This is a genomic window from Pseudomonas sp. VEM90 (genome assembly GCF_054611535.1).
This window is the reverse complement of sequence record NZ_JBTRAR010000033.1, coordinates 26,168-43,010: the sequence shown is the minus strand read 5'-3', so window position 1 is coordinate 43,010 and position 16,843 is coordinate 26,168. Positions and strand designations below refer to the sequence as shown.

The window sequence follows — 16,843 nt, the reverse complement described above, 5'->3', positions numbered from 1 at the left end:
TCAGCACTCATTTCTCACCAAAGAGATCCCCCATGAGTGTCTTCACCGCCTACTTCTGCGGCACTGGCTCGCACCGTTTCGACGATGCCAATCCCAACTTCTGGAATGGCGAGCTGGTCTCGACCCTGGCCAGCAACGACCAGAGCCGGGAATTTGCCCACTGGATCGCCGTCGACGGCCCAGGCAGCGGCAACCTTCAGGATGACAACCTGTTCGTCGAACCCGGCGGCTATTTCAACTGGACCGGCCAGCTGTTTGGTCGCGGTTGGGAGGAGAACGTCAGCCATGTACTGCAGGTCATCAAGGGCGAAAGCAACTGGCGGCGCACCAAACTCAGTGAGCAAGAATACGAGCGGCTGAAAGCTGCCGGCGTGCCGATTCCGGATGTTGCTTCCTCCGCCTCATGGTTCTGGCGAACCTACGACTACGGCGATCGCCACCCAACCCCGCAGGAACTGCAGGAGCGCATCATCAGCATGTTCCGCAAACCGCGCCTGCCAACCCAGGTCAACCTGGTGGGCTGGAGCAGGGGAGGGATCAGTTGCCACATGCTGGCCAATGCCATGGCGCAAGACCCGGTATTGCGGGGCATACCGGTGAACATATTTGCCATCGACCCGGTGCCTGGGGTCGGTAACGTGCAAGCCGAGCGCGTAACGTTGGCGGATAACGTCAAAGAATACGTAGGCTTCTACTCGAGGGATGAGCGCTCCAAAGGTTTTGCCTGCGTGATCCCTTCGGTCGCCAAAGGGACGCGGATATGCGTTTATCCGATACCGGGCCGTCATGCCACGCTGGTAGGCAACGCCTCGGCTGATGGCGCAGGCGATGGCAAGGTGCTGGCCGAACCCGGGCTGGTCGTTCGCCACTTTGCCGAGGTTTGCCTGACCCGCTGGGGCGTGCAACTGGAGAAACGCTTGGCCTTGAGCAGCAGCCAGTTGATGAACTATCACCAGGTCATGGCGGCTGCCGACAGGCAGTACCAAGCGATGCGTAGTGAGTCCTACACGGTGCTCACCGAGGGCGATAAAAGCGATCGTCTGGTGCATTGTGGCGACGTGCAGACGCAGTTCAGCAAGGTGCAGGGAGGTGGCTACGAGCCGAGCGCAGGCCTTGGTTTGCAACGCTGGGATGCTGAAACTTATCAGCCCATCTGCTAACTGCAAGGGGGCGACCAGCGAAGGCATTGGTCGTCCTTGTTCAGCGGCCGGATCAGCGGTGATTTTTTTTTCATTCCCCCTCTATCCAGCGGCCCCCGCTTGGATTAAAAATGGCGCCGCGGGCCAGCCCCGATAACAACAACCTTCCCTCCGTGACATCATGTCTGAATATAACCCTTGCCTTGACTGCGGCGCCTGCTGCGGGTACTTCCGTGTGTCCTTCTTCTGGGGCGAATGCCAGTCTGCCGGGGGCCTTGTGCCGGACGACCTGGTGGTGCAGATCAACCCCACCCGCGTTGCCATGATCGGCACCGATGCCAAGCCTTGCCGCTGTGTCAGCCTTCAGGGCGAGATCGGAAAGGAAGTGGCCTGTACCATTTACGCCAACCGTTCCAGTCCTTGCCGCGAGTTCGAGGCGTCCTGGGAGGGTGGGGTTCATAACCCGAGCTGCGATGATGCGCGGGCGGCGTATGGGCTGCCACCGTTGACTCCGCCGGGGGCGAACGAGCCGCATTGGCCGGATGATGGGGCTGAGGTGGCGTGAAGTATCGATCGGCCTGACGCGGTCAATGTGGGGCCTTGTGTCGCGAAAGGGCTGCACAGTAGCCCCGGGGTTTCAGCGTCGATGCAAATAATGCCGGGGCCGCTTTGTGGCCCTTTCGCGACACAAGGCCGCTCCTACAGGTATCGTGCAAGGCTACTGGTCTGTGGTGAACCTGCCGACGACGGGCTGCAAAGCAGCCCCGAGATGCCTGAACCCAGCACATGACGTTAAACTGTCATCTCCCCAGCAATGGACAGGAGATCCGGTGTGACCCCACCCCGCAGTTTCCCCAGTGACCTCTGCCTCGACAGCCCGCGCCTGCAATTGCGCCCCATGCGCCATGCCGATGCCGCGCAGTGGCTGGCGATCATGGCCGATCCCGAGGTCATGCGCTATTGGCACCATGCACCCTGGCAGGACCTGGCCGAGGCCGAAAGCGCCCTGGCCGCCGACCGCGAAGCCTATGCCAATGGCGATCAGCTCAAGCTCGGCATGTACCGCCGCGACAACGGCGAACTGATCGGCATGGTCCAGCTGTTCAACATCGACGATATTTCCCGCCGTGGCGAAATCGGCTACTGCCTGGCCAGCGCCATGCAGGGCAGGGGCTACATGGACGAAGCACTGACCTGCTTCATCGACTACCTCGCCCACACCCTGCACATGCGTCGCCTGGAAGGCGAAATCGATCCGCGCAACCAAGGCTCGGCACGCACCCTTGAGCGCCAGGGCTTCGTGCTGGAGGGCACGTTGCGAGCGCGCTGGTGCGTGGCAGGTGAGCTGTCCGACTCTGGCATCTACGGCTTGTTGCTCGAACCACCTGTTGCATAGGCTTACGGCGAATAGCTACTATTCGGGAACAATTCTCACTTGTGTCCCGGTGCCCCATGCCCGTAGCCGACTCACCGAGCCCGTACCCGCTTGAACAGCTTTACAGTGAGCACCATGGCTGGCTATTTAGCTGGCTACGTCGCAAGCTGCGCTGCTCGCACAGCGCAGCCGACCTCGCCCAGGACACCTTCGTGCGCATCCTGGCCTCGCGTGATGCCTTGCTGGGCATGCGCGAGCCACGCGCCTACCTCAGTACCACTGCACGCCGCCTGTTGATCGACCGGGTGCGTCGACAGCAAATCGAAGAGGCCTATCTCAGCGAACTTGCCTTGGCTGCCGAGGCGCTGGAGGGGCACCAGTCTCCCGAAAGCATCCTCATCACCCTCGAAGCGCTGGAGCAGATCGCTTTCCTGCTGGAAGGCCTGCACGTGAATGCCCGCGAGGCTTTCGTCGGTTACTACCTGGACGACCTGACCCAGCCGCAGATTGCCAAACGCCTGCAGATTTCCCCACGCATGGTGCGCAAGTACCTGGCCCAGGCCCTGATCCATTGCCACCGCACGCTGGACATTGCCGAACCGTGAACCCCTCGCGTATCGAACAGGAAGCTGCCGAATGGGCCCTGTGCCTGGGCGAGGGTGAACTGGATGCCGACGAGGCAGGTGAGTTCGACGCCTGGCTGCAGGCCGACCCACGCCACGGCGCCACCTTGCGCCGCATGCAAGGGGTGATCAGCCAGGTGCAGGCACTGCGCGAGCAACGCGGCCCGGTGGGCGCCGGGCTGCGCGCCGGTGTACGGGTTTCGGCGCCAGGCTCGGGCGCACGGCACACTTTGCTCGGTGTGGCCCTGGCAATCTCCTTGCTGGGCGCACTGAGCCTTTCCGGTGGTACGCCGCGGGACTGGCTGGCCGACTTGCATACCGCGCCGGCCGAGTGGCGCAGCCAAACCCTGGAAGATGGCTCGCAGCTGACCTTGGCGGGCAACTCTGCCGTGGATGTGGAGTTCAGCACTGGCCAGCGGCGCATCCGCCTGCTGCATGGACAGGTGCTGGTGGATGTCAGCCATGACCCGACGCGACCCTTCGTGATACAGACCGACGAAGGCAGTTTCAAGGCCCTGGGTACGCGTTTCGTGGTCAGCCAAGGCCGTGCCCGCAGCGAACTGACCATGCTTGAGTCCCGGGTCGAGGCGCGCAGTGCCGTGTCCGGCGATCAGTTGGTCGTCGGCCAGGGCGAGCGGGCATGGGTGGCGCGTGACGGGCTTGGTCCGTTGCCGGCCATCGACCCGACGCGGGTCGATCGGGCTTGGCAGCATCACCAGTTGGTGGCCGACGGCGTACCGCTCGACCAGGTGCTCGATGCCCTGGCCGAGCAACGCCGTGGCGTGCTGCGCTTCGACCGCCAGGCAATGCGGGCGATCAAGGTGTCGGCGGTACTGCCTCTGGATGACAGCGAGCGGGCCCTGCGCCTGCTGGCCGAGGCACTGCCGATTCGTATCGGCGGCGTTGGCCGCTGGTGGACCACGGTCGAGCCCGTCTCACAAGAAAATTGACCCAGGTGGTTCCGCTTCTGCGCAGTGGCCCGTCAGACAAGAGGCCAACCGATCAAGAACAAGGAGCCGATCCACCATGCGCCGATTCCCTGGCCACCCCGTCCTCAGCCCGCTAGCCCTGGCCTTGCGCCTTTCCTGTGCCGGTTTGGCCCTATCCGTTGCGGCCCTGCCGGCCGTCGCCGAGGAGGCCGCCCGCCGTAGCTTCGAAGTGCCCGCCGGCAACCTGGCCCAGGCGCTTGGTAGCTATGCCCAGCAAGCCGCCGTGTCGCTGGCCTTCACCCCCGAAGCACTGGCCGGCCTGCAAAGCAAAGGCCTGCATGGCCTGTATTCGGTGGACAGCGGTTTTGCCGTGCTGCTGGCCGGCAGTGGTTACCGGGTAGAGCGTAGCGATAACGGCTACCGGCTGGTGGCCGAGCCGCAAGCGGCGGTGAGCAGTGACGCGATGGAACTCGGCGTGACCACAGTAGCCGGGCAGGGCATGGGCCAGAGTACCGAGAACACCGGCTCCTACGCGCCGGGCCTGATCAGCGTTGGCTCCAAGACCCCGACCAGCCTGCGCCAGACGCCGCAATCGGTGTCGACCGTGACTCGCCAGCTGATTGAAGACCAGCAACTGACCGACATCAACCAGGCGATGAAAGTGACGCCGGGCATCGTCACCCAGAGCACCACCTTCCGCACCCAGGACTTCCTCTCGCGTGGTTTCAGCATCCAGAACCTGCAGATCGACGGCGCTGCACCGCAGGCGCTGGGCACTGCCATGGGTTCGTTCTATTCGTCGAACATCTTCGAACTGGCCGAGTTCGACCACATCGAGGTGCTGCGCGGTACTGCTGCGTTGTATGGTGGCTCGGGTGACCCGGGTGGCATCATCAACATGGTGCGCAAGCGGCCAACTTCTTTTAACCAGCTGAAGCTGACCCTGTCGGCCGGTAGCTGGGACAACTATCGCCAGGAGTTCGACCTGTCCGGCCCGCTGGGCTGGGATGGCCGCCTGCGCGGTCGCCTGGTGATGTCCAACACCGATCGCCAGTATTTCACCGACAACCGCGCCACCGAGCGCCCGTTGGTGTATGGCGTGCTGGAGGCGGACGTTACGGACGACACCATGCTCACCTTCGGTGCTCGCTACAACAAGTCCCACGAAACCGGCAGCAACAGCGCGGTGCCGCGCTACAGCAATGGTGCTGACCTGAACCTGCCACGGCATACCGGCCTGACCAAGAATTGGGCCTACCTCGACGCCACCGCACGCGAGTACTTCGCCAAGGTGGACCACCGATTCAACGACGACTGGAAGCTCAACCTCAGCTACACCAACACTTGGGACCTTGGGCTGTTCAAGACGGCGACCACCCTGAATGCAGTAGACCCGGTGACCAATACCGGGGCGACCTGGTACGGCACCTCGACCCGCCAGGAGAACGAGCAGCACCTGTATGACGGTAACGTCTCTGGCCACTTCCAGGCCTTTGGTCTGGACCATGAAGTGGTCTTCGGTGCCGACTACCAGAAGATCGACAGCCGGTGGCTGGGCACTGCGCCTTATGCCGCATCGGGCGCGCCGGCCAACGTGTTCGACCCCGACAGCTCGGCGTTCGACGACCCCGGCAACGGGCGTGACTACAAGCGCGACTACAGCCCCAACTCGCAACGCCAGTACGGCCTGTACGGCAGCCTGCGTTTGCAGCTGGCCGAACCCCTGCACCTGATTGTCGGGGCGCGTGCACAGCGATTCCACTTTTGGCAGACCTACACCAACAACCTGACCTCGCCAGCAAGTATCTCCAGCCCGGAGCAGCGTATAGGCACCAAGGTCACCCCGTTCGGTGGCCTGGTCTACGACCTTGACGATCAATGGTCGACATACGTCAGCTATTCGGAAATCTACAAACCGCAGTCCAGCCGAATCAGCGGCCCTGCGCAAAGCGGTTCGCCGCTTGAGCCCATGACCGGCAAAACCTACGAAACCGGCCTCAAGGGTGAGTTGTTCAACGGCGCACTCAACGCCAGCGTGGCGCTGTACTACAGCACCCGCGAAAACGAAGCGGTGCAAGACCCGAACTTCCTGGCCACCAGCGCCGGCTTCTCGGGCAGCTGCTGCTATGTGTCCAACGGTAAGGTGGTGAGCAAGGGCATCGACATGGAGCTGTCTGGCGAGCTGCTGCCGGACTGGATGCTGGTGGGGGGCTACACCTTCAACCTGAACCGCAACCGCAGCGCCGATGCACCGCTGAGCACGGTGATGCCAAAGCACCTGTTCAAGCTGTACAGCACCTACCGGCTGCCGGGTATCCTCAGCGACTTCAAGGTCGGCGGCGGCGTGCAGGTGCAAAGCGCCACGTACATGAGCGGTACAGTGAATCGCTACGACAGCAGCGGCGCGCTGGTTGAGCGAAACGTACCGTTCGACTTCGACCAGAGCGGCTATGCGATCTGGAACGCATTGGTCGAATACCGTGTCGATGATCACTGGAACGTCACGCTCAACGGCAACAACCTGTTCGACAAGAAGTACTACGAAACCGTGGGTACTTCGACCTATGGCAACTACTATGGTGAGCCACGCAACTTCATGGTGACCCTGCGCGGCACCTATTGAGGGTTTGGAAGCGGGGCAGGGCCTGGGTTAAGGTCGTAGGCTGTCCCGTTTCTCTCAGGAATCCCCTTTGCCCGTTTTCTACCTGAGTATCAGCCTGCTGCTGTATCTGCTCGCCCTGTTCTTCGATGGTGCGCTGATGGGCGGCGAGCGTCACATGCCGGCCCTGCAGATGCTGCTGTACGGGCCATGGGGTATGCCATTCGGCTTGTACCAATGGTTCGCCAACCCACTGCTGGCCCTGGCCATCCTTGCCCATCGGCGGTTTCGCCGGCTGGCCTTGCTGGCCGGGCTTGGCGCGGCGTATCTGGCTGCCAGCAGTTTTGGCATCGACCGCTTGCCGGATAACCGCAGCTACGAGTTTCATGACCTTACCGGCTTTGGTGCAGGCTTCTACCTGTGGCTGGCAGCGATGGTGGTGTTTTGCCTTGGGCAAGCCTGGTTTTGCTGGAGGGCGCGAAGGGCTGACGACGTGCCAGGCTGGAACTGGCTTGATGTCGCCTTGATTGCGGCCCTGGGGGTAACGTTGTATGCAGCGACGCAAATGCCATCGCTGCGCTTCGAGCCAGGCAAGGTGTTGATGCCCCCGGAGCAGCCGCAGACGCTTTGAAACCCACAAGGAGGGTTAGCATGATCAAGCATTACCTGGCCGGCCTGGCACTGGCCTGCGTGCTACCGGTAGCGATGGCGGACGATTACACGGCGGCCTACGGGCAGTGCATGGACAAGGCTTCCAGCACCGTGGCCATGAACGCGTGCATCGGGGCTGAAACGCAAGTGCAGGACCAGCGGTTGAACCGGGTGTACAAGCAATTGATGGGCAAGCTGGATTCCGGGCAGCAGAAGAGCCTGAGGGATGTGCAACGCAAGTGGCTGACTTACCGTGATGGCAATTGCCAGTTCCATGTACAGGCCAGTGGCGGGACCCTGGCGCAGTTGGAAGGTGGCACCTGCATGATGGACATGACCCGCGCCCGCGCGGCGGAGCTGGAGCGGGTGCTTAGCCCTGGGCAGTAGCGCCTGTTCGGGCATGATTGGCCCACATTTGCAGGCGCGGGTTTAGCCGCGAACACCGGCTTTGCCGGTGTCATGCACCGGGTTGTCTTCTTCGCGGGTAAACCCGCTCCTACAGGGACTGCAAGGTGCTGGTTCTATTTGCGCGGTTGGCGCAGCGCCCGGGCCTTGAGGTACTCGCGTACTTCCACGGCATCCCCGGCAAACTCGATGCGCTCGGCCTTGGCTGCGCGCTGGTAGGCATACATCGGGTCGTAGTACTCGTTCAGCAAGCCTTCGATCCAGCCCCGGTGCAGGTCTACCGCGCCGCTGCGCTGCTGCTCTTGCAAGGCTTCGCGCAGCATCTCGGACAAGCGCTGATGGCGCTCTCCACCTAAACGCTTGTAGATATTGGCCATGCTCTGCAGCATGCGCTCGGCAAACAGCCGGGGACCGTCTTCCTCGCCATGCACGGCCTTGAACTCGGCGCTCAGGTTGACCACGTAGTCGCGCAGGATGCGCTCCACGCGGTTGGTGAAGCTGTCTTCAAGCCACACCAGGGGGTAATGCTGCATGCCTTGGTACAACTCCAGTGGCACCGTGCAACTGCCGACAATGCGGCCTTCATCTTCCAGCACGAACTGCTCGATACCGCGGTCGCGCTTTTTCAGCACGTCGATTGCCAGCTGGTTTTCAAAGTCGATCTGCGCCGGTTGCGCAGTGGCGCGCTTGCCGAAACTGGAGCCGCGATGGTTGGCGTGGCCTTCAAGGTCGAGCACGTTGTCCAGTTGGTGCAGGACATCGGTCTTGCCGGTACCGGTCAGGCCACCGACCAGCACGAAATCACATTGCTCCACCGCTTGCTGGGTGGTCTCCAGCAGGAAGGTACGCATGGCCTTGTAGCCGCCTTTGACACGCGGGTACTGAATACCCGCCTCATCGCGCAGCCAGCCCTGCACGATCTGCGAACGCAGGCCGCCACGGAAACAGTACAGGTAACCCTCAGGGTGGGTTTTGGCAAACGCCGCCCAGGCCTCCAGACGGGCCTGTTTGGTGGCGCCACTGACCAACTGGTGGCCCAGGGCGATGGCGGCGGCCTGGCCCTGTTGCTTGTAGCAGGTGCCGACCTTCTGCCGCTCCTGGTCGGTCATCAGCGGCAGGTTTACCACCCCAGGGAAGGCGCCTTTGGCGAATTCGACGGGGGCGCGCATGTCCATCATTGGCACGTCGTCGAGGAACAGCTGACGGAAGTCGGTGCAGTCGTGGCGCATCAGATCACCTCGACCGCATGGCTCTGTCGCTCGACCAGCTTGCCGATCGGGGACAGTTTCAGGCCTAGTTCGGCAGCCTCGGCAAGGAACTCGGCTTCACCCTCCGGGGCCACTGCTACCAGCAAACCACCGCTGGTTTGCGGGTCGCACAGCAGATGCTTCTGGTCGTCGCTGAGGGTGCCGATCTTGTGTCCGTAGCTGTCGTAGTTGCGCAGGGTTCCACCGGGGATGCAGCCCTCGGCCAGGTAGTGGTCGACGCTAGGCAGGCGTGGCACGGCGGCGTAGTCCAGGTGCGCGGTGAGGCCGCTGCCTTCGGCCAGCTCGACCAGGTGGCCGAGCAGGCCGAAGCCGGTGACGTCAGTCATGGCCTTGACCCCGTTCAGCTTGCCGAAGCGGCTGCCGGGCGTGTTGAGGGTGCACATCCAGTCGCGGGCCAGGCCCTGGTCCTGCGCGCGCAGCTTGGCCTTTTTCTCGGCAGTGGTGAGGATGCCGATGCCCAGGGGCTTGGTCAGGTACAGCTGGCAGCCTGCGCTGGCGGTGTCGTTGCGTTTGAGATGACGTTTATTGACCACGCCGGTGACGGCCAGGCCAAAGATTGGCTCGGGCGCGTCGATCGAGTGGCCGCCGGCCAGCGGGATACCGGCTTCGGCGCATACCGCACGGCCGCCGCGGATGACTTCGCGGGCGACTTCCGGTGGCAGCACGTTGACCGGCCAGCCAAGGATGGCGATGGCCATCAACGGGTCGCCGCCCATGGCATAGATGTCGCTGATGGCGTTGGTGGCGGCAATGCGGCCGAAGTCGTAAGGGTCATCGACGATCGGCATGAAGAAGTCGGTGGTCGAAACCACGCCGCGCTCGTCGTCCAGCGCGTACACTGCTGCATCGTCGCGTGAGGCATTGCCGACCCACAGTTTCGGGTCCAGGGCCTGGGTGCCGCTTTCGGCGAGGATCACGTCCAGCACCTTGGGGGATATCTTGCAACCACAGCCGGCGCCATGGCTGTACTGGGTCAGGCGAATCGGCTCGCTCATATGCACCTCTGCAGGTCAAATTGTTGCGCGATTGTAGCAAAGCTGGCCTTTGGGCCCTTGCCTCTTATAATTCCCGGTGCCGGCAAATGTGTCGGCACTTCCCCGCTATTGAACCGGAGAACACCCATGCTCAAACGCCCCTTGGCGCTCGCCGCCGGCCTCGTGCTGTCTTGCTGTGCTGTTGTCGTTCAGGCCGCCGAAATCCTGCGGGTCAGCGCCATCCCCGACGAAGCGCCGACCGAACTGCAGCGCAAGTTCAAGCCTTTGGGTGAGTACCTGGCCAAGCAACTGGGCATGGAGGTGAAGTTCGTACCCGTGGCCGACTACCCGGCGGTGGTCGAGTCGCTGGCCGCAGACCGCCTCGACCTGGCCTGGCTGGGGGGCTTCACGTTCGTTCAGGTGCACCTGAAGGACCCGACCGCCACGCCACTGGTACAGCGTGAGCAGGACGCACAGTTCACGTCCAAGTTCATCACCGCCAACCCCGACGTGAAAAGCCTGAGCGATCTGAAGGGCAAGTCGTTTGCCTTCGGTTCCATTTCGTCTACTTCGGGCAGCCTGATGCCGCGTTACTTCATGCTCAAGCAGGACAATATCAAGCCTGAAGATTACTTCAGCCGCGTGGCCTATTCCGGCGCCCACGATGCCACCGTGGCCTGGGTGCAGGCTGGCAAGGTCGATGGTGGCGTGCTGAACGCCAGCGTGTGGCAGAAGCTGGTGGATGCCGGCAAGGTCGATACCACCAAGGTGAAGGTGTTCGCCACCACCCCGACCTACTTCGACTACAACTGGACCGTGCGCGGCAACATGGACCCGGCGTTGAAACAGAAAATCAAGAAAGCCTTCCTGGACCTTGACCCGAGCAATCCGGAGCACAAGGCCATCCTTGACCTGCAGGCCGCCAGTCGTTTCATCGAGACCAAGCCTGAGAACTACAAGGGCACCGAACAAGCTGCACGCGAGGCCGGCCTGCTCAAGTGACAGCTTCGAATGTGGCAATCCATCTGCACGGTGCCAGCCTGCGCCATGGCCAGGTACGCGCGCTTGATGCGGTGAGCCTGCGTGTCGCGCAGGGCGAGCGTGTGGCCATCATCGGGCCGTCGGGAGCGGGCAAGTCCAGCTTGCTGCACCTGATGGCCACGGCCGTTCAGCCCAGCAGTGGGCGCCTTGAGTTGCTTGGCGAGCAGCCTTGGGCACTGTCGGCAAGGGCACGCCAGCGCCTGCGCGCGAGGGTTGGCCTGGTGCATCAGTCGCCGCCTTTGCCACCGCGTCAGCGGGTGGTGACCGCAGTGCTGGCGGGTCGTCTGGGGCAGTGGGGTACGCTGCGCGGCTTGCTCAACCTGCTGTATCCCAGCGATGTGCCGGGGGCGCGCGAGGCGTTGGCCGAACTGGGCCTGGCCGACAAGCTGTTCGTGCAGTGTGGGCAGTTGTCCGGTGGCCAGTTGCAGCGGGTGGGCATTGCTCGGGCGTTGTACCAGCGGCCGCAGGTGCTGCTGACCGATGAACCGGTGTCGGCCATGGACCCGGTGTTGGCCGACCACAGCCTCGCCTTGCTCAATCGCCATGCCCAAGCCACTGGCGTGACGTTGGTGGCGAGCCTGCACGCCGTAGAGCTGGCGCTGGCGCATTTTCCGCGGGTGATTGGTATTCGTGAAGGGCAGGTTGTGTTCGACTGCCCGGCGGAAGCCGTCACCGAACAGCTGCTGGAAGCGCTATACGCCAACGAGCAACTGGCTCCGCCGCCAACCCAGGAGCCGACCCTGACCGTGCAGATTCCGCGATGCTGAAGGCTGACGTCCGCGACCCGGCGCTGCTGCCGCGGTTGTTGCTGGCCCTGTTGGCGGTGGCAGTACTCTGGCCGGCTATCCAGTCAAGCGAACTGAACCCTTGGGTGCTGCTGCAGGCGGACAACCGTCAGCAGATTGCCAGCTTCACCAGCGCCTTCTGGCCGCCGGCACATGATGCCGATTTTCTTGCGCTACTGTATGAGGCCACCTTGCAGACCCTGGCCGTGGCGACTGCCGGCATGGCGCTGGCGTTGTTGTTGGCGATCCCGGCTGCCTTGCTGGCCAGCCGTGCCTTGTCCTTGCGCGCCGCTTCACGCGGCGGGCGGGCCGGGTTCTGGTCGCGAATGTTGCGCCTGCCGGTGCGCGGGCTGCTGATTTTCCTGCGTAGCGTGCCGGAGATCGTCTGGGCGTTACTGTTCGTGCGCGCCGTGGGGCTGGGGCCGACGGCGGGCGTACTGGCTATCGCCATCACCTACAGTGGCATGCTCGGCAAGGTTTACGCCGAAATATTCGAGTCAGTCGACCAGCGCCCTGCGCATGCCTTGTTGCAGGCGGGCAGTGGCCGGCTGGCGGCGTTTTTCTACGGCATCCTGCCCAATGCCGCCAGCGAAGTGGTGTCGTACACCGTATACCGCTGGGAGTGCGCGGTGCGGGCTTCGGTGGTGATGGGCTTCGTCGGTGCTGGCGGGCTTGGCCAGCAGATCGACCTGTCGATGCGCATGTTTGCGGGTGCGCAAGTGGCAAGCATGCTGTTGACGTTCCTGCTGCTGGTGATCCTGGCCGACCTGCTCAGCCGCCTGCTGCGCTGGAGGCTGGCATGAACCGGGTAATCAACCTGCTCCTGCTGGGCTCCCTCGCGGTAGCGGTGGCGGCCTCGTTCGCATACCTGGAACTGGACTTGCACGCACTGGTCGGCAATGGCGGGCTGGGGCAGATGGGCGAGTACGCCGGGCGCTTCTTGCAGCCGGATCTGTCTACCGGCCACCTCAAGGCAGTGTGGCGCGGGGCGCTGGAAACCCTGGCCATGTCTGGCATGGGCACCTTGTTGGCAATGGTATTGGGAATGTTGCTGGCACTGCCGGCGGCGGGCCGCTTCGGTTGGCCGTTGCAAGGGGCGGCGCGTCTGCTGCTGAATGCCTTGCGTGCCATTCCTGAACTGGTGTGGGCAGCGCTGACTGTGCTGGCGGCCGGGCTGGGGCCGAATGCCGGTACCCTGGCTTTGGCGTTGCACACCGCTGGCGTGCTGGGGCGGCTGTTTGCCGAGGCGCTTGAGAACGCCCCGCCCGAGCCGGCGGCGGCGATCCGTTTGCAGGGGGGCAGCCAGGTGGCGGCGTTCTGCTTTGGCACCCTGCCCAACCTGTGGCCGCAGTTACTGGCCTACAGCTTGTACCGCTGGGAGAACAACATCCGCATGGCCAGCGTGCTCGGGTTCGTCGGGGCGGGTGGGTTGGGGCAGATGCTGTACACCACCTTGAGCCTGTTCCAGGAGGCCCAGGCCAGCACGGTGATCATCGGTATGTTGGTGTTGGTGTTGTTTGTGGATCTGTTGAGTGATGTATTGCGTCAGCGTTATGTACGGGCCTGATGGGTAGGCGGGGTTGCAAGGCATCCCCAAAAATCTCTCAGACGCTTATGGCCTCGGCACACTGCGCCTCCCGCTGCATCGACTCCAGGTTGCGCTCGATCGTCTCGCAGATGGTATCCATCTGGATCTGATGCTCGCTGAACCTGAACGGGCTCTGCAAATCCGTGCCGATGCGCTCGATAGCCAGCAACATGAACCCTACCACCGTCGACGCCAGCGGCGTGAACCAGCCCAGCGACTCCACCAGCCCCACCGGCACGATCAGGCAGAACAGCGTGATGAACAGCCGTGGGAAATACACATAGGGGTAGGGCAGCGGCGTATTGGCAATCCGCTCCATGCCACCCTGGGCGTTAGACAGGTCTACCAGCGTCGACTCCAGCCGCGCCAGACGAATGCTGTCCAGCCGCCCGGCCTGGTACTCCCGCGCGAGCAAGGCCGCAGAGCCACTGAGGATGTCATTGGCGAAATTGTTCGAGCGGTTGCGCCGTTCGAACTCCGCCGGGGGGATGAAGGCCATCAGTTCCTCCGGGCAGCTTTCGCCTTTCAAGTGCGCCGCCAGGCAGTTCACATAGGCGATATGCCGGCGCAGCAGGGTGGCCTTGACCGGGTTCAGGCCGTCATCCGGGTCATCGATCAGCGTCAGCGTCTGCCGGGCGAAGCTGCGCGAACTGTTCACCAGCGCGCCCCACAGGGTACGAGCCTCCCACCAGCGGTTGTAGGCGCTGCTGTTGCGAAAACTCACCAGCACCACCAGGGCTGAGCCCAGCAGGGTCAGCGGGATCAGTGGCAGGGTGAACTTGCTGTTCAAGAACAGCATGAAGTCGAGGGTGACCAGCACATCCCAGATCAGCAGCCAGAACAGCGACCAGCCGATATAGCCGATGGTCTTCACCACCAGGCGGTACTTGCGGGCGATGACGTCTTTCACGCGGGGGCACCTCGAAACGCGGGGGATGCAGGATGGGACGCCGAGGCTCGTCGAAGGTTCGAGGGTTGAATGTTGCAAGGGATTTTGTAGCTGAAACGAAGGGAAAAATCCGACCGGCCTATCAGATGTGCCTGAATTCCTGATTCAGCTCAAAAACGACAGAGTGGGCCGCTTCAATCCTTGAATGGGTGTATCCATAAGGACACGACTGGGTGACCACTTGATGTTTCTCGTTGAACAGAGGAAAGCTTTGCCGCTTGGCTATCGAGCTTGAGAGATTTGAGGGCCAGGCTGGCGATAGGTCGTAGGCTGGAGCGAGCAGCGGCGGGCAATCTTGGTGACTTCAAGTGGCTTGGAGGCGGTATTGGTGAGCTTCGCATCGACATAGCTGCCGGTTATCGCGTCTATTTCACGCAAAAGGGGCAGAGGTTGGTTTTACTGCTGGTCGGCGGCGACAAGTCCACCCAGGCCGCCGACATCCTCAAAGCCAGAAAGCTGCTGAAGGAGATGAAATGTGCGAAAAATTGATCCCGTTTGATATGGCAGCCTTGTTGAGCAGCGATGAGGCAATCAGTGAATACCTTAGCCAGGTGCTATCAGATGGCGATACCGAGGAAATCATTCGAGCACTTGGCCATATCGCTCGTGCACGGGGCATGACACATATTGCTACGGAGAGTGGGCTGGGTAGAGAAAGCCTGTACAAGGCGCTGAGCCCTGGCGCGAAGCCTCGTTTTGACACTGTATTGAGGGTCATTCGTGCTCTGGGGGTGGACCTTCTCGTTCAGCCGCATGTAATGACCCGCTGATCCAGCTCGGTTAAGCCAGTATTTGCTTCATCTGCACCAACGCTACCCGCGTGCCGTCCCACGCCTGCCGCTTCTCTATGCCGAACGGTGTGAAGCCCAGCTGTGGATAAAGCAGCAGGCCGGCGGTGTTGTGATTGAAGCATGACACCCAAACCTCCCGGGCGCTGTACTGCTGGCGGGCGAGGTCGATCATGGCCGTTACCAGATAACGCGCTACACCAAGGCCGCGGGCGCTGGGGGCCACCACTACGTTGCCCAGGGCACATAGGCCGCCATGTTCGGCTTTGTAGAAATTGGCGAAGGCCAGGACAGCGCCGTTACCTTCCACTACCGTGGAGCCGCTGCGTTGGGCTATGGCGTCGCTCAGCTGGTTGGGGGTGAGGGGGTAGGTGGCTTTGGGGAACATGTAGAACAGTTCGTCCGGGCTCTGCGGGAAGCTGCAGATAACGGGGATGTCTTCTGGCCGGATGGGGCGGTGGGTCAGGTGCATGGCAGGTCCTTCTCGCGTTGGCTGGCAGGGCCTCTCCGCGGGTAAACCCGCTCCCTCAGGTACTGCACAAGGCTCAAATCCTGTGCAGGCCCTGTGGGAGCGGGTTTACCCGCGAAGAGGCCATCAGCCTCACATCATAGGCCGCTTTCCATCCAACACCGCGCCCCGATTCACGGCTTGGCGGCCACCGCCACGTAGCCTTTGACCGCAGCCGGCGCCCTCGGCTTGGCCTTGTGTGCCAACAGGTACTGATAGCGCCGCCATTCCTTGTCGATCTCGTTGAATGACATGAATACGCTGATGCGCGCCTTGCCCGCCAGGTCCGGGCGCTTGCCGGCGTCGATCTCGCTGGTGGGAATGATGGCGACGTTGATGCCTACCACCTTGCCGTCATCGGCAAACACAGGCCCACCCGACATGCCCTTGGTGATCGGGCCGTCATGTACTGAGTAGAAGACACTGCCAGGCGTACCTTCAAGCCGTACCAGCGACGACAGGGCATGGCCCTTGCCCTGCATCGGCATCATGAAACTGTTGAAGCCTACCGCCGTCACGGCTTCCCCAGGCACGTACTGGCGCCAGTGCGGCACGCTGCTGGCTTTGTGCTTGAAGAACACTACGTCACCGAGGCCCTCGTGGACCACGTTGCGCAGGAAGGGGGTGTGTTTGGCGGTTACAGCGTAATCCTCGTTCCACTGGATGGCGCTGGCCATCAGCAACATGGGCAGCGGGGCACCTGAGGTAACCACGAACGCCTGGCTGTAGACGGGATCTGAAACGTACGACGTTGGCACTCCATTGCACCCACTGAGCAGCATCATTGCCGCCATGCAGGGCGCGATTGTTTTCATGGGACACACATTGCGTGGAGAAAGGGGAGCGCCACTATGGCGAAGTGCCATTACTCTAACAATACTTTCGGAATATATCTGACGAATGACAGCTTAAGTGCTACTGCGAGGCGCGGCCAATAGAATGCAGGTATGGGGGGAGGCGTGGGAGTCAGGGGGGCGGCGTCAATGACGGGCGTGAATCGCAGGCACAAAAAAACCGACCGTAAGGTCGGTTTTTTCCGGATTTGGTGCCCCGAGGGAGACTCGAACTCCCACTCCTTTCGAAAACGGATTTTGAATCCGCCGCGTCTACCAATTCCGCCATCAGGGCGTGGCGCGCAGTATAAAGAGGTGCCGCTGGTCGGTCAATCGGCTTTCATGGTCAATTTTCACACATTGGGCTAAACTTCCCGGCCCTGCCGAA

19 protein-coding genes and 1 tRNA gene are annotated in these 16,843 nt (G+C 62.5%); 14 read left to right on the top strand and 6 right to left on the bottom strand.

What is annotated here, in order from left to right; genetic code table 11:
• The first annotated feature begins 32 nt into the window (after positions 1-32).
• From ACYCCG_RS24465 to ACYCCG_RS24430, 8 genes are all read left to right on the top strand, one after another.
• Positions 33-1,160: a hypothetical protein gene (locus ACYCCG_RS24465; RefSeq protein WP_209967953.1), complete on the top strand. Its 1,128-nt coding sequence runs from the start codon at positions 33-35 to the stop codon at positions 1,158-1,160.
• A 160-nt stretch (positions 1,161-1,320) separates the two neighbouring features.
• The gene (locus ACYCCG_RS24460; RefSeq protein ID WP_016393961.1) at positions 1,321-1,704 is read left to right on the top strand and encodes a YkgJ family cysteine cluster protein; all 384 of its coding nucleotides are present in this window, start codon (positions 1,321-1,323) and stop codon (positions 1,702-1,704) included.
• A 267-nt stretch (positions 1,705-1,971) separates the two neighbouring features.
• Complete coding sequence (locus ACYCCG_RS24455) at positions 1,972-2,535, top strand: GNAT family N-acetyltransferase (RefSeq protein ID WP_176685513.1); 564 nt, start codon at positions 1,972-1,974, stop codon at positions 2,533-2,535.
• Between the two features lie 56 nt (positions 2,536-2,591).
• Positions 2,592-3,119 (top strand): sigma-70 family RNA polymerase sigma factor, encoded by a 528-nt coding sequence (locus tag ACYCCG_RS24450; protein WP_012051229.1) that lies wholly within the window; start codon positions 2,592-2,594, stop codon positions 3,117-3,119.
• On the top strand, positions 3,116-4,087 hold the full coding sequence (locus ACYCCG_RS24445; protein WP_176685514.1) for a FecR domain-containing protein: 972 nt from the start codon (positions 3,116-3,118) through the stop codon (positions 4,085-4,087). Before ACYCCG_RS24450 ends, ACYCCG_RS24445 begins: the two co-directional genes overlap by 4 nt.
• 76 nt (positions 4,088-4,163) lie before the next feature.
• Positions 4,164-6,689: a TonB-dependent siderophore receptor gene (locus tag ACYCCG_RS24440; RefSeq protein ID WP_339444414.1), complete on the top strand. Its 2,526-nt coding sequence runs from the start codon at positions 4,164-4,166 to the stop codon at positions 6,687-6,689.
• Positions 6,690-6,756: 67 nt separating this feature from the next.
• Positions 6,757-7,296 (top strand): hypothetical protein, encoded by a 540-nt coding sequence (locus ACYCCG_RS24435; RefSeq protein WP_176685516.1) that lies wholly within the window; start codon positions 6,757-6,759, stop codon positions 7,294-7,296.
• Positions 7,297-7,316: 20 nt separating this feature from the next.
• Entirely contained in the window at positions 7,317-7,703 is a 387-nt protein-coding gene (locus tag ACYCCG_RS24430; RefSeq protein ID WP_209967947.1) for a lysozyme inhibitor LprI family protein, read from the top strand.
• A gap of 134 nt (positions 7,704-7,837) precedes the next feature.
• Here ACYCCG_RS24430 and mnmH read toward each other — a convergent pair whose 3' ends face one another.
• Complete coding sequence (gene mnmH, locus ACYCCG_RS24425; protein ID WP_339444416.1) at positions 7,838-8,950, bottom strand: tRNA 2-selenouridine(34) synthase MnmH; 1,113 nt, start codon at positions 8,948-8,950, stop codon at positions 7,838-7,840.
• Entirely contained in the window at positions 8,950-9,984 is a 1,035-nt protein-coding gene (gene selD, locus ACYCCG_RS24420; protein WP_209967943.1) for a selenide, water dikinase SelD, read from the bottom strand. Before selD ends, mnmH begins: the two co-directional genes overlap by 1 nt.
• Positions 9,985-10,110: 126 nt before the next feature.
• On the opposite strand from selD, the gene ACYCCG_RS24415 reads away from it, so the two are divergent.
• The 4 genes from ACYCCG_RS24415 to phnE are packed head-to-tail and all read left to right on the top strand — an operon-like array spanning position 10,111 to position 13,356.
• On the top strand, positions 10,111-10,965 hold the full coding sequence (locus ACYCCG_RS24415) for a putative selenate ABC transporter substrate-binding protein (protein WP_209967941.1): 855 nt from the start codon (positions 10,111-10,113) through the stop codon (positions 10,963-10,965).
• Entirely contained in the window at positions 10,962-11,771 is an 810-nt protein-coding gene (locus ACYCCG_RS24410; RefSeq protein ID WP_459672051.1) for a phosphonate ABC transporter ATP-binding protein, read from the top strand. Before ACYCCG_RS24415 ends, ACYCCG_RS24410 begins: the two co-directional genes overlap by 4 nt.
• On the top strand, positions 11,765-12,592 hold the full coding sequence (locus ACYCCG_RS24405) for a PhnE/PtxC family ABC transporter permease (RefSeq protein WP_209967936.1): 828 nt from the start codon (positions 11,765-11,767) through the stop codon (positions 12,590-12,592). The genes ACYCCG_RS24410 and ACYCCG_RS24405 overlap by 7 nt, the downstream gene beginning before the upstream one ends.
• Positions 12,589-13,356, top strand: coding sequence for a phosphonate ABC transporter, permease protein PhnE (phnE, locus tag ACYCCG_RS24400; protein ID WP_176685523.1), 768 nt, complete (start codon positions 12,589-12,591; stop codon positions 13,354-13,356). The genes ACYCCG_RS24405 and phnE overlap by 4 nt, the downstream gene beginning before the upstream one ends.
• A gap of 37 nt (positions 13,357-13,393) precedes the next feature.
• On the opposite strand, the gene ACYCCG_RS24395 is transcribed toward phnE, so the two are convergent.
• Positions 13,394-14,287, bottom strand: a complete 894-nt coding sequence (locus ACYCCG_RS24395) for a bestrophin family protein (RefSeq protein ID WP_459672049.1) — start codon at positions 14,285-14,287, stop codon at positions 13,394-13,396.
• A gap of 270 nt (positions 14,288-14,557) precedes the next feature.
• Between ACYCCG_RS24395 and ACYCCG_RS24390 the strand changes: the two genes are divergently transcribed.
• Together ACYCCG_RS24390 and ACYCCG_RS24385 are read left to right on the top strand one after the other, a co-directional pair.
• Positions 14,558-14,815 (top strand): type II toxin-antitoxin system RelE/ParE family toxin, encoded by a 258-nt coding sequence (locus ACYCCG_RS24390; RefSeq protein ID WP_459672047.1) that lies wholly within the window; start codon positions 14,558-14,560, stop codon positions 14,813-14,815.
• Positions 14,800-15,096 (top strand): addiction module antidote protein, encoded by a 297-nt coding sequence (locus ACYCCG_RS24385; RefSeq protein WP_459672045.1) that lies wholly within the window; start codon positions 14,800-14,802, stop codon positions 15,094-15,096. Before ACYCCG_RS24390 ends, ACYCCG_RS24385 begins: the two co-directional genes overlap by 16 nt.
• Positions 15,097-15,106: 10 nt before the next feature.
• Here ACYCCG_RS24385 and ACYCCG_RS24380 read toward each other — a convergent pair whose 3' ends face one another.
• The 3 genes from ACYCCG_RS24380 to ACYCCG_RS24370 all read right to left on the bottom strand — a co-directional run bounded on the left by ACYCCG_RS24380 (position 15,107) and on the right by ACYCCG_RS24370 (position 16,750).
• Positions 15,107-15,586 carry a GNAT family N-acetyltransferase gene (locus tag ACYCCG_RS24380; protein ID WP_209967934.1) on the bottom strand — a complete coding sequence of 160 codons (480 nt, stop codon included), beginning with the start codon at positions 15,584-15,586 and terminating at the stop codon, positions 15,107-15,109.
• 170 nt (positions 15,587-15,756) lie between these two features.
• Positions 15,757-16,404, bottom strand: coding sequence for a trypsin-like peptidase domain-containing protein (locus ACYCCG_RS24375; protein ID WP_209969919.1), 648 nt, complete (start codon positions 16,402-16,404; stop codon positions 15,757-15,759).
• Between the two features lie 261 nt (positions 16,405-16,665).
• Positions 16,666-16,750 (bottom strand) — tRNA-Leu (locus ACYCCG_RS24370).
• Positions 16,751-16,843 lie beyond the last annotated feature (93 nt).